Annotated in this window: 12 protein-coding genes; 6 read left to right on the forward strand and 6 right to left on the reverse strand. The window is 57.6% G+C overall.

Annotated elements, in window-relative coordinates:
* Positions 1–6: 6 nt before the first annotated feature.
* The 3 genes from IMQ33_RS22780 (at position 7) to purK (ending at position 2,449) form a co-directional block, all read left to right on the forward strand.
* A complete protein-coding gene (locus IMQ33_RS22780) occupies positions 7–729 on the forward strand; it encodes a UDP-2,3-diacylglucosamine diphosphatase (protein ID WP_161713991.1) in 723 nt (240 codons plus the stop codon).
* A 131-nt stretch (positions 730–860) separates the two neighbouring features.
* Complete coding sequence (purE, locus tag IMQ33_RS22785) at positions 861–1,385, forward strand: 5-(carboxyamino)imidazole ribonucleotide mutase (protein WP_024486090.1); 525 nt, start codon at positions 861–863, stop codon at positions 1,383–1,385.
* Positions 1,382–2,449, forward strand: a complete 1,068-nt coding sequence (gene purK / locus IMQ33_RS22790) for a 5-(carboxyamino)imidazole ribonucleotide synthase (RefSeq protein ID WP_161713990.1) — start codon at positions 1,382–1,384, stop codon at positions 2,447–2,449. Before purE ends, purK begins: the two co-directional genes overlap by 4 nt.
* Positions 2,450–2,505: 56 nt before the next feature.
* Here purK and ybbP read toward each other — a convergent pair whose 3' ends face one another.
* Entirely contained in the window at positions 2,506–4,938 is a 2,433-nt protein-coding gene (gene ybbP / locus IMQ33_RS22795) for a putative ABC transporter permease subunit YbbP (RefSeq protein ID WP_196062906.1), read from the reverse strand.
* Positions 4,935–5,621, reverse strand: coding sequence for a putative ABC transporter ATP-binding protein YbbA (ybbA, locus tag IMQ33_RS22800; protein WP_024486093.1), 687 nt, complete (start codon positions 5,619–5,621; stop codon positions 4,935–4,937). Before ybbA ends, ybbP begins: the two co-directional genes overlap by 4 nt.
* On the opposite strand from ybbA, the gene tesA reads away from it, so the two are divergent.
* The 3 genes from tesA (at position 5,592) to IMQ33_RS22815 (ending at position 7,972) form a co-directional block, all read left to right on the forward strand.
* Entirely contained in the window at positions 5,592–6,230 is a 639-nt protein-coding gene (gene tesA, locus IMQ33_RS22805; protein WP_161629483.1) for a multifunctional acyl-CoA thioesterase I/protease I/lysophospholipase L1, read from the forward strand. The genes ybbA and tesA overlap by 30 nt on opposite strands.
* 25 nt (positions 6,231–6,255) lie before the next feature.
* Positions 6,256–7,032: an SDR family oxidoreductase gene (locus tag IMQ33_RS22810; protein ID WP_065686310.1), complete on the forward strand. Its 777-nt coding sequence runs from the start codon at positions 6,256–6,258 to the stop codon at positions 7,030–7,032.
* An 85-nt stretch (positions 7,033–7,117) separates the two neighbouring features.
* A complete protein-coding gene (locus IMQ33_RS22815) occupies positions 7,118–7,972 on the forward strand; it encodes a co-chaperone YbbN (RefSeq protein WP_021805422.1) in 855 nt (284 codons plus the stop codon).
* A gap of 43 nt (positions 7,973–8,015) precedes the next feature.
* Here IMQ33_RS22815 and IMQ33_RS22820 read toward each other — a convergent pair whose 3' ends face one another.
* The 4 genes from IMQ33_RS22820 to IMQ33_RS22835 all read right to left on the reverse strand — a co-directional run bounded on the left by IMQ33_RS22820 (position 8,016) and on the right by IMQ33_RS22835 (position 12,386).
* Positions 8,016–9,242 (reverse strand): MFS transporter, encoded by a 1,227-nt coding sequence (locus IMQ33_RS22820; RefSeq protein ID WP_230326852.1) that lies wholly within the window; start codon positions 9,240–9,242, stop codon positions 8,016–8,018.
* Between the two features lie 43 nt (positions 9,243–9,285).
* Positions 9,286–10,188, reverse strand: coding sequence for a carbamate kinase (locus tag IMQ33_RS22825; protein WP_024528439.1), 903 nt, complete (start codon positions 10,186–10,188; stop codon positions 9,286–9,288).
* 70 nt (positions 10,189–10,258) lie between these two features.
* Positions 10,259–11,077, reverse strand: a complete 819-nt coding sequence (locus IMQ33_RS22830; RefSeq protein WP_098928372.1) for a DUF2877 domain-containing protein — start codon at positions 11,075–11,077, stop codon at positions 10,259–10,261.
* A 43-nt stretch (positions 11,078–11,120) separates the two neighbouring features.
* Positions 11,121–12,386 (reverse strand): DUF1116 domain-containing protein, encoded by a 1,266-nt coding sequence (locus IMQ33_RS22835; RefSeq protein WP_186528512.1) that lies wholly within the window; start codon positions 12,384–12,386, stop codon positions 11,121–11,123.
* Positions 12,387–12,391: the final 5 nt, after the last annotated feature.

The following is a 12,391-nucleotide window of genomic DNA, read 5'->3' on the forward strand; positions in this document are numbered from 1 at the left end:
GGCTGCATGAGCACGCTGTTCATCGCAGACCTGCATCTATGCGCACAGGAACCGGCAATTACTGCCGGTTTTCTGCGTTTTTTGCAGCGAGAAGCCGTTCACGCCGACGCATTATACATTCTGGGCGATCTGTTCGAAGCCTGGATTGGTGATGACGACCCCGAGCCGTTGCATAGCGAAATTGCCGCCGCACTCAAGGCGTTGCACCAGGCCGGAGTCCCCTGCTACTTCATCCACGGAAACCGCGATTTCCTGTTGGGTAAGCGCTTTGCCAAGCAGAGCGGTATGATCCTGCTACCTGAAGAGCAGGTCGTTGAGCTGTATGGCCGCAAGATCCTGATCCTGCATGGCGATACCCTATGCACCGACGATCAGGCCTATCAAGAATTCCGCAAGAAAGTTCATAACACCTGGATCCAACGTGCTTTTCTCGCGCTCCCTCTACGCTGGCGCTTGAAGATCGCCGCTAAAATGCGTGCGCGCAGCCAACAAAGCAACCAATACAAATCCACCGCGATTATGGACGTCAACCCGCAGGCCGTTGAGCAGGCCATGTTGCGCCACAACGTCCACTGGATGATCCACGGCCACACCCATCGCCCGGCAATCCATCCGCTGGCATTACCTGACGGTGAAGCCCATCGCGCGGTGTTAGGAGCCTGGCATACACAAGGCTCAATGATTAAAGTCACGGCAGATGCCGTCGAACTGATCGAGTTCCCCTTCTAGGTCGTTTTCACGCTTTTGATGGCAAAAACCGTCGACGCAACCGTTTTCCTTGCCCTTTACCCATGGTATGCTCTACGCCCTCATACGGCCTGCCAGCCGACGTTTGTCCACATCACAGGAGCCATGCACTCATGGGAGCCACCGCTACTTCAGCCGCCAACGCTGGGGTTAAAATCGCAATCGTAATGGGTTCAAAAAGTGACTGGGCCACAATGCAGTCCGCGGCAGAAGTTCTGACCACGCTGGATGTCCCGTTCCATGTCGAAGTTGTCTCCGCCCACCGCACGCCGGATAAACTATTCAGCTTTGCCGAACATGCCAAGGCTATGGGTTTTGACGTGATCATCGCCGGTGCCGGTGGTGCTGCGCATCTGCCAGGCATGTTGGCGGCCAAAACGCTGGTTCCGGTGCTGGGTGTGCCGGTACAAAGTGCCGCATTGAGCGGTGTCGATAGCCTGTATTCCATTGTGCAAATGCCACGTGGCATTCCGGTGGGTACGCTCGCCATCGGCAAAGCCGGTGCGGCCAACGCCGGGTTGCTGGCAGCACAAATTCTGGCACTGCACGATGCCGGGCTGGCACAGCGGTTGGCGCAGTGGCGTCAGGCGCAGACCGACGAGGTGCTGAACCACCCGGACCCACGGGAGGACGCATGAAGCCGGTTTGCGTACTGGGTAACGGCCAGTTAGGACGTATGCTGCGCCAGGCCGGTGAACCACTGGGAATTGCGGTTTATCCTGTCGGCCTGGATGCCGAGCCGGAAGCGGTGCCCTATCAAAATGCGGTGATCACCGCAGAGATCGAACGCTGGCCAGAAACCGCCCTGACCCGCGAATTGGCGACGCACAATAACTTCGTCAACCGCGATATCTTCCCGCGTTTGGCCGATCGCCTCACACAGAAACAACTGCTCGATCAACTTCATCTTGCCACCGCCCCTTGGCAATTGCTGGCAAATGCTGGCGAATGGCCGCAGGTGTTTGCCACCTTGGGTGAGTTGGCGATCGTTAAACGCCGCGTGGGTGGGTATGACGGCCGTGGCCAGTGGCGTTTGCGCCCGGGCCAAGAGGCGGAGTTACCGGCGGATAACTATGGCGAATGCATCGTTGAGCAGGGGATTAATTTCTCTGGCGAAGTGTCGTTGGTGGGCGCTCGTGGTCACGATGGCCAGTCGGTATTCTATCCGCTGACTCACAACCTGCACGAAGAAGGCATTCTGCGTACTAGCGTAGCGCTGCCACAGCCCAATCAGGCGTTGCAGCAGCAGGCCGAGCAGATGTTGGCTGCGATCCTCGATGAGTTGAACTACGTAGGCGTGATGGCGATGGAGTGCTTTATCGTCGGCGACAGCCTGCTGATCAACGAGCTGGCTCCGCGTGTCCACAACAGTGGCCACTGGACGCAGAACGGCGCTTCTATCAGCCAGTTTGAGCTGCATTTGCGTGCCATCCTGGGGCTGCCGCTGCCTAAGCCGGTGGTGAATACGCCTTCGGTGATGGTCAACCTGATCGGCACGGCGGTGAATCAGCAATGGCTGGGCCTACCGCTGGTGCATTTGCACTGGTATGAGAAAGAGGTGCGTGAGGGGCGTAAAGTGGGTCACCTGAATCTCAACGATCCCGACGCAGCTTCTTTGCAACAGGCGTTGCAGGCATTAGCGCCGCTGCTGCCAGCCGAGTACCAAAGTGGCTTGGCCTGGGCGCAGCAAAAGCTGGGATAATCAGTTAAAACCGCAAATTGAGGGTTCAGCCACGCTGAACCCTTTTTATTAGACGTTTAACCTTCGTAGCTGCGGAACAGCGCCCTGCCGCGCAGCAAGCGTACACCAAGCCAGCCGCCACACAGCGAGAGCAGCAAGGCACTCAGCAACGGTAACGCCCACCACAGCACCGGCGTAGGTGCCCACGGGAAGTCGAATACCTTGGTCTGCAACAGCCACAGCGCCGCTTCTGCCCCCACCGCCGCCGCGATGCCGGCCACCAGCCCCAGCAACGCAAACTCGCACCACAGCGTACCGCGCAACAGGCGTTTGCCTGCGCCTAGCGTGCGATAAACCACCAGTTCCTGCCTACGCTGCCGCATCCCTACCTGTACCTGTGCCAGTAACAGCAGACCACCGCAGATCACCACCAGCACTACCATCACCTCCAGCGCCCTGCTCACCTGCTGCAACACGCCGCCGACCTGCTTGAGGATCAAACCGATATCCAGCAGGCTCAGCGTTGGGAACTGGCGGTTAAGCTGGGTTAGCACCTTGCCGTCGCCGTCATAGCGGAAGCTGGTCAGCCAGGTTTGTGGCTGGCCGTCCAATGCACCCGGCGGGAAGATAAAGTAAAAGTTCGGCTTCAGGCTTTCCCAATCTACCTGCCGCAGACTGGTGACTTTGGCGCTGAACGATTGGGTATCGCCGCTGAACGTCAAGGTATCGCCCAGTTGGATCTTGAGCCTCCCGGCGATCCCTTCATCCATTGAGACCTCGCCGGTTTTCGGCGGCCAGGTGCCTGCCGTCAGCGGGTTATGATCCGGCAGATCGCTTTGCCAGGTCAGATTCAGTTCACGGTTCACCGCCTCGCCACCGGGATCGTCTTCATGCACCCGCTCCGTCGCCACCTGCTGGTTAATTTCTGACAGGCGCACACGTACGATAGGATAGAAGGTTTCCTCATGTAGTTGATGCTGTTGCAAGAAGGCTTTCACCTGCGGAACCTGTGCCGTGGTCATATTCAGCAGGAAATAGTTCGGGCTGTCTGGCGGTAACTGCTGTTGCCAACGATCGAGCAGATCGCCACGCAAGACCAGCAACAGAGCCAGCAACATGAACGACAGCGAGAATGCCGCTAGCTGGCTGATCGTCACCCAAGGCTGATGCAACAGGCGGTTCACCGCCAACCGCAGCGCCAGATTCTTAAGAGTGATGCGCCGCAGCAGCAACAGGCTGCCCCAGCCAATTCCCCCTAGCAGCAAGGCCAGCACCACCATACCGGCCAGAATGGCCCACAGTAGCGTACTTGCCCCCATCAATACCGTCAGTAGCCCGATTACAATCACCGCAGTGGCTGGCAGGAAGTAACGCAGCGGCCAGACGTTGGCTACCACATCCCGGCGCAGTACGCGCAGCGGCTGAGTCGCCAGCAGTTGCCGGTACGGGCGCAGCCCAACCAGCAGCGAAATCATGACCAGAGCCCCCATCGCCCACAGCCACGGCCAGCCCCCAGCGGCGGGGAGTTCCCCCGGCAACACCGGTGCCAGCAAGCGGATCAGCACCGCTTCAAACCCGAGACCAATCACGCTACCGCAGATTCCCGCCAGCAGTAACACCGCCAGCCACTGGCCAATAATCAGCTTGCTGAGCGCCTTTCTGCCAGCGCCCAGGGTTTTCAGCACTGCAATCAGGTCATAGCGGCTGCGGCAATAGTGGCTCATCGCCACCGCCACAGCGGCGATCGACAGCAGCAAGGTCAGCAGCGCCGAAAGCAGCAGGAACTGTTGGGAACGCTGTAGCGATTTGCCCAGCGCGCTGCCGGACTCCTCTAACCCATACCAGCGCTGATCGGGTTTGAGCTGCGGTTTGAGGCGTTCTTCATAACGTTGAATATCGGTTGGCGCACCGGCAAACATATAACGGTAGGTCAGGCGACTGCCCGGCTGTACCGCTCCGGTTTTATCCACATCCGCCAGGTTGATGATAATGCCAGGCGCAGTCTGGAACGGATTGAAGCCAGAATCCGGCTCCTGCACAACTTCACCGGCTATGCGTAACGTGGTATCCCCCACATCCAGATTATCGCCGACCTTGATATCCAATAATGCCAACAGGCGCGGAGCCACCAACACGCTGCCTGGCACAGGTTTGAGATTGGCTGGCAGGGTTTCCAACTGCCCATACAGCGGATAGGCCGCATCGGTAGCCTTGACGTTGGCCAGTAGCGGACGATCCCCGGCGTAGGTCATGGTGGTAAAAGAGAGCTGGCGGCTGACTTTCAGCCCCTGTTGTTGGGCATCGAGCAGCCAGCCTTCCGGCACCGGGCGCGCGGTACGCAATACCCGATCCCCGGCGATAAAGTCGCGGCTTTGCTGGCTCAAGCCTTTGTCCATGCGATCGCTGATGCTGCCCAGAGCCAACACGCAGGCGACAGACAGCGTCAACGCCAGCCAGACGATCAGCAGCGAAGGCGAACGCCATTCACGCCAGAACCAACGCCAAATCATGCTTCCTCCCACAGCTTGCCTTCACGCAAGCGCAGCCGCCGCTGACAGCGCGCCGCCAGGGTCTCGTCATGGGTGACCAGGATCAGTGTGGTGGCGAAATCGCGGTTGAGGGAGAACAACAGATCGGCAATGCGCTCACCGGTCTGGCGATCGAGGTTGCCGGTAGGTTCATCGGCGAACAGCACCCGTGGGCGGCCACTGAACGCCCGTGCCAGTGCCACACGCTGTTGCTCCCCGCCGGAAAGTTGTGCTGGCAGATGGCTAAGACGCTTGCCTAACCCCAGCTGTTCCAGCAGTTGCACCGCTTGGTCCCGGCTTTGACGATCGCTTTCACCACGCAGCAGTGCAGGGAGTTGTACGTTTTCCAACGCGTTCAAGGTGGGGACCAGCATGAAAGACTGGAACACAAAACCGACGTTTTTTGCCCGCAGCGCAGCGCGCCCTTCTTCATCCAGTGCGGTCAGCGATTCCCCCAGCAGGCTAACTTCTCCTTCGCTGCCGTCGTCCAGCCCGGCAAGGATGCCCAACAAGGTCGATTTACCTGAACCGGACTCGCCGATCAGCGCAATTGTCTGTGCGGGTTTGACAACCAGCTCGACTCCGGTAAGGATGGTAAGCTGATGCTCACCCTGACCAACGTGTTTACTAAGATGATGAACTTCAAGAACGTTTTCCGCTGGCATCTTCCCTTCCTTTTGCTGTTGGGATTATTCAGTTTACGTGCTGTCGCGGCCGATACCTTGTTGATTTTAGGCGACAGTTTAAGTGCTGGCTATCGGTTGCCGGTAGCGCAAGCCTGGGCAACTCGCCTGGCCGATGAGTGGCAGAAACAACCTGGCCACCCGACCGTGGTCAATGCCAGTATCAGCGGTGACACCGCCGCTCAGGGGCTGGCACGCTTGCCCGAGCTGTTGAAACAACATCAACCCCGCTGGGTGCTGATCGAACTGGGTGCCAACGATGGTCTGCGCGGCTTCCCGGCTGCGGATATTGAGCGCGATCTCAACCAGATTATCACGCTGGTTTTGCAGGCGGGGGCCAAACCGCTGCTGATGCAAATTCATATTCCGCCAAACTATGGCCGCCGCTACACCGAGGCCTTCGGTGAGATCTATCCGGCGTTGGCCAAGCAGTTCAACATTCCGCTGCTGCCGTTTTACATGGAACAGGTGGTGATCAAACCGGAATGGATGCAGGATGACGGTTTGCACCCCAATCAGGATGCCCAGCCGTTTATCGCCACCTGGATGGCGCAACAGCTGGAACCACTAGTTAAACATGAGTCTAACTGAATAGGGTTAGCTACTAGGTAAAGTTATGCAAAAAGCGGTATTGATAACCGGCTGTTCCAGCGGGATAGGATTGATTGCAGCGCAAGATCTGCGTAACCGTGGCTATCGTGTGCTGGCCGCCTGCCGTAAGCCGGAAGACGTGGAAAACATGTGCCAGCTTGGGCTGGAAGGCATTGAACTGGATCTGGACGATAGCGCCAGCGTAGAACGCGCCGCCGCACAGGTGATCGAGCTGACCAACGGGCGGCTGTACGGTCTGTTCAACAATGCCGGTTTCGGCGTTTACGGCCCACTCAGCTCGGTTTCACGCCAACAGCTGGAACGGCAATTCTCCGCCAACCTGTTTGGCACCCACCAGCTCACCCAGTTGCTGCTGCCAGCCATGCTGCCGCACGGTGAAGGGCGTATTATTCAGACCAGTTCAGTGATGGGGTTAATCTCCAGCGCCGGGCGTGGGGCCTATGCCGCCAGCAAATTTGCGCTGGAAGCCTGGTCGGACGCGTTGCGTATGGAACTGCACGGCAGCGGCATTCAGGTCAGCCTGATCGAGCCAGGCCCGCTGACAACCCATTTCACCCAGAACGTCAATCAGGCGCAGAGCGATAAACCGGTGCACAACCCGAGTATTGCCAAGCGTTTGACGCTGCCCGCCGAAGCGGTGTTACCGAAGCTGCGCCATGCGCTGGAAAGCCCCAAAGCCAAGCTGCGCTACCCGGTCACCCTGCTGGCACATACCATGAGCATCCTACGCCGCCTGTTGCCAGGCCGCGCGCTGGACTGGTTATTGCGCAGTAATGGTTAAGCAAACGGGGGCTAAGGGTTGAAGCGCGCCGCTTTGCCCCCATCTAGAATAGATTGGCTCCGCAAGTTCAGATTAGAGAGAAACCATGCTAGCTCAAGCCGTTGTTGATATTAACGAAACTAACCTGCACCAAACGCTGGAACAGTCCATGTCCCAGCCGGTGCTGTTCTATTTCTGGTCGGATCGCAGCCAGCACTGTCTGCAACTCACCCCGATACTGGATAAACTGGCGGCGGAATACGCAGGTCAGTTCGTTCTGGCGAAGGTGGATTGCGATGCCGAGCAAGCGATCGCCGCCCAGTTTGGTCTGCGCTCCCTCCCAACCGTTTATCTGTTCAAGGATGGTCAGCCGGTTGATGGTTTCCAAGGGCCGCAGCCGGAAGAAATGATCCGCGAATTCCTGCAGCGTTTCCTGCCAAAAGCCGAAGACCTCAAGCTGGCAGAAGCCACTGAACTGTTGCAGGAAGACCGTGCTGCAGAGGCACTGCCTTTGCTGAAAGACGCCTGGAGCCTCAGCAATCAGCGCAGCGATATCGGCCTGACGCTGGCGGAAACCCAGATCGCCCTGAACAAGACGGATGATGCCGAAGCGGTGCTGGCGACCATCCCATTACAGGATCGCGATACCCGTTACCTCGGCCTGGTCGCGCAGATTGAGCTGATGAAGCAGGCCGCCGATACGCCGGAAATTCAGCAGTTGCAGCAGCAGGTTCAGCAACAGCCGGAAAACGTCGAACTTGCCGTGCAGCTAGCCTTGCAACTGCATCAGGTTGGACGTAACGAAGAGGCGCTGGAATTGCTGATGGGTCATCTGAAAAAGGATTTGGCGGCGGCTAACGGTAGCGCCCGCAAGACCTTGATGGATATTCTGGCCGCACTGGGGACTGGCGATGCGCTGGCCGCCAAGTATCGCCGCCAGCTGTATTCACTGCTGTATTAATCGTACATGGGCGCAGCCGCACGGTTGCGCCCTGCATCAAACATCAAGCCTCCTGCGCCGGTTTCCCCTCTTTGACGAACAACATGGCGATAAAACCCACCACCGTGATCATCGCGGCAAAATAGAAGCCCGCATTCAACGTTCCCGTGCTGTCGGCAATGAAGCCGGTCACGTAAGGCGCAAAGATCGACGCCGCCATCCCAAAGAAGTTATACAGCCCGAAAGCGGTACTGAGCGCGGCACGCGGTGCGTTGTCTGCTACCAGGGCGATCAGTACCGGGTTGAGGCTGATTTTGCCGATAAACCCATACAGCACCAATACGCCAATCAACGCCGCTTCACTGGTGGAATAAACGATGCCGAAGATCGCCAACAGTGAGAAAGGCAGCATAAACAGCACCACCGGTTTTCTGCGGCCCAGCTTGTCGGAGATATAGCTGCAAATCAGCGTCCCGAGCACCGAGATCCACGGTACGATAGAGGCGATACTGGCGGCGTGCACAATATCCATGCCGCGTTCTTTTTGCAGATAATACGGCAGCCAGGTAATGATCACGAAGAAGCCATAGATCGAGCAGAAGATGGTGATGTAGGCCATCAGCAGGTTACGGTTTTTAAACAGATCCAGGAAACTGAATTCGCTCTTTACTGCCGCCGCTACCGGAGCATCGCTGGCACTTTGCGGCGCTTTTTCCCGAATGAAAAACAGCATCAGCAGCGCCACAATCAATACCGGGACCGCCATCGCCAGGAACGGCATCTTCCACGAAGTATGAAAGTGTTCGATCATAAAGCTGGAAAGGTAATACCCCAGCGCGATACCGAACGACATCCCGCTGCCGATCACCGCACTGCCCAAGGTGATCCATTTCTTGGGGATGGCCTCGGATGAAAGCGCATACTGCGGGCCATAATAGACGCCTTGCGAAGCACCAGTCAGCATCCACAGCACGATGAAAATCAGAAAGTTGGATGAGATGCTGACGGCAGCGATAAACAGCGCAAACAGCATAAAGCCGCTGACCAGAATGCGTTTTCTGCCCAAGCGGTCACCCAATAGCCCCGCAGGCACCTGTAAAATGGTGTAGGTCAGAAAGAACAGGCTGCTGATTAAGCCCAGATGGCTTTTTGACAGCCCGAACTCGGTTTGGATCTGCGGCATGATGGGGCTAAGTACCGAACGCCCGGCATAGATAACGACCCAGCCGAGGAAGAAGATCACTACGGTTTTAATCCAATAGGGCATTCGCTCTGTTTTTATAGTTTGCATATTCATTTTCCCTTGGTTGATGGGCCGCTCGGCCCATCCAGTATTACGGCGTAATTAATGTCCCCGCGGTGCCTGCCAGTACCGACTCGATATCTTGCAGGGCACCGATATGTGCCACCTTGCCGCTGCGCTGCACAAAGCGGCTGACCGCCATGATTTTTGGCCCCATCGAACCATCGGCTACGGCCATCGGGGCCAGTTCTTTGGTGGTGGCAGAACGAATGGCTTTTTGCTGCGGGGTGCCCCAGTGCTGATACACCGCATCAGCATCCGTGAGGATCACCAGGTGATCGGCGTCCAGGGCTTCGGCCAGTAACGCAGAAGCCAGATCCTTGTCGATCACCGCTTCGCTACCGATCATTCCCTGTGCGCTGGCCACCATCGGAACACCGCCACCGCCGTTGCAAATCACGATGTGGTTTTTCGCCAGCAGCAGATTGATCGCTTCAATATCGATGATCTTTTTCGGTTCAGGGGAAGGCACCACCCGGCGCAGGTATTTCCCATCCAGCTTCATGCTCCAGCCATACTTTTTTTCCAGCTCGGCTTGCTGTTGCGGCTCATAAACCGGCCCGATAAATTTGCTGGGTTCCCGATACGCCGGATCTTCGCTGTCTACCAAGACGCGAGTCAGCAACGTGGACACCGGCTGAGCAGGATGGAACGCCCCTAGCTGCTGGGCCAGCATATAGCCGATCATGCCCTGGCTTTCCGCCACCAGAATATCCAGCGGATAAGGGGGAACATCGCGATAGGCCAGGTTTTGCAGCGCCAACAACCCCACTTGCGGGCCGTTACCGTGCACGATGGCGATGCGGTATTTCTTGGCCAGCTTGCCAATAGCATCGGCAATTAACGCAATGCTCTGATACTGATTCTCTGCAGATAACACCGCGCCACGCTTTAACAGGGCGTTGCCCCCCAAGGCAATAACTAACGTTTCCATTCAGGTACCCATTTTTCAAGTAATAGCAGCCCATACCGAACGGCATTCGGCATGGTTTTCCGCTGATAAATTAATAAAGACGATTGATTGCCATCGCGCCCAACCAGACGCCCAATAACGTGTCCGCACCGGAAAAATGCCCGGTTGCCAACATGTCGTTGATGGCTGCGGGTAATTCTTGTGGTCTGAGTAAGGCGCGTGCCAGGAGTTGTACCGGGGTGGAGAAGATCCCCTGCTCGGCAAACTGCAAATAGTGGACGCTGACCAAGGTGGTCAACTGGCTTAAGGGTTGGCTGGCGGCAAAAAAGGACGACAACCTTGCGACATCCACGCGGCTATCGAGATGAGCCGCCAGCAACATGCCCAGCACCGTGTCATCATTGCTTGGCGTCAAGCCAGGGCCTTTGCCAAGCACGGCGCTCCAGTCTACTTTCTGCCCCAACAACCAGGCGGTAAAGTGCTGCTGTAGTTCGCGAATTTCCAGACAATGCGGCTGGTCAACGAGGTTGTCCAGGCGGCCAAACAGGCCGGTCTGGGCATCAACATCGGCCAGCGCGGTAGCCAATGGCGGCAACGCAATTTCTCCGCTCACCTTCAGGCAGAGATCCAAGCACCTCCCCTGGCGATAGATGGCTATATCCTCCAGTTCGATCCCCGCCGGTGAAAGCTGGCAATGCTGGGCCGCAGGCAGGCTGTCAAAGATTTCGTCGAAGTCATCGTCGCCAATTTCCCAGCCCATCGGGCTAAGCCCACGCCCTTCACGGTGCAATGTCAGTAGCCGATCGTTAGGCGAGAGGAAGTTGATGGCATTGTTGAAACGCCCCACGCAGCGTAACGGACCGTAATCTTGCGTGGCATAGCGGCTAATGGCTAACGCGGTGATGTCCATAACTTGCTCCCTAGCCCGGAGTCTCCTCCGGGCTAACCGGTTGTTACGCGCTGATACCCAGCTTTTCTGCCAGTGCTTCGATGGCTTTTTCAAAGCAGCCCAATGGAGCACGCACGGTACCGGCACCAATCTGCCCAACCCCGGCTTCACGGTGGGCAATCCCGGTGTTGATCAACGGAGTAATGCCGGTTTCCACCACCCGGCGGGCGTCCAGCCCCAGGCAAGCGCCCTGGAAGTCCCAGGTTGGGATTTGCAGCATCATGTTGCGTTCCAGGTAAATTTCGGCCATCTCTTCGGAGATATCGGTCGCGGCACTCATGCCACCGGCGGCACCGACAAAGCGTGTCACACCAGGCGCGGCGACCATGGCCGCACCGCCAATGCCGAAGGTTTCGGTAATGGCGCTGTCGCCAATATCCGGGTTGGCGTCAGCCTGGCTATAGCCGGAGAAGAACAGGCCTTCCGGCGTATTGACCGGCGCGGTAAACCATTGGTCGCCCATGCCGCTGATCTTGACGCCAAAGTTTTTGCCGTTACGGGTCATCACCGTCACGATGGTGCCTTGCTTAATCTCGGCCCCGGCGTCCATGGCCGCCTTGCAATAGGCCATCGCCAGGTTGAGGAAGAACTGATCGGTGATGCTGAGGAATTGCATGACCTTGGCCAGCTCAACGTTGTCCCGCTCAAGCAGGCTGATTTTAGGGGCTAACAAACGCATCAGCAGCGCCGACGCCGCGATATTACGCTGGTGGAACTCGTCCCCCATGGTGATGGCCTGGGCCATAACGGCGGTGAGGTCAATCCCCTCATCAAAGGTGGCAAGCACCTCTTTCAGTACCGGTGCCAGTGAGTCACGCATCCAGCGCAGGCGCGCCTGCACGTCTGGCCCATAGGCACCAAAGCGCATCACCTTACCGATCCCTTCGTTCAGGTTGCAGTAGGCATGGTTACCATGAACGGTGTTTTTCACCACCACCAGCGGCATATGCGCCGAGGTGATGCCCCCCATCGGGCCAACGGCACTGACGTTATGGCAAGGGATGAATTCAATCTCACCGTTTTCCAGCAGTGTCAGCGCCTGCTGCTCACTTTCAGCCCACTGTTCAAACAGGCATGCCCCAATGCAGGCACCGCGTACCGGGCCACTCATTTCCGCCCAGGTAACCGGCGGCCCGGCATGCAGCAGTTTTCTCCCCTGCGCCAACTGCGGGATCAGGTTTTTCGCTAAATCAACATCCTGCCAATGAGGGCGGGCTTCACGGATCCTGGCGATAACGGCAGCGTTTGCTTGTTCAATAGTTGCGGTCATATCAA

Source organism: Serratia sp. Res13-Sevr-LER1-36-b (genome assembly GCF_015673035.1).
Taxonomy (GTDB): domain Bacteria; phylum Pseudomonadota; class Gammaproteobacteria; order Enterobacterales; family Enterobacteriaceae; genus Chania; species Chania fonticola_C.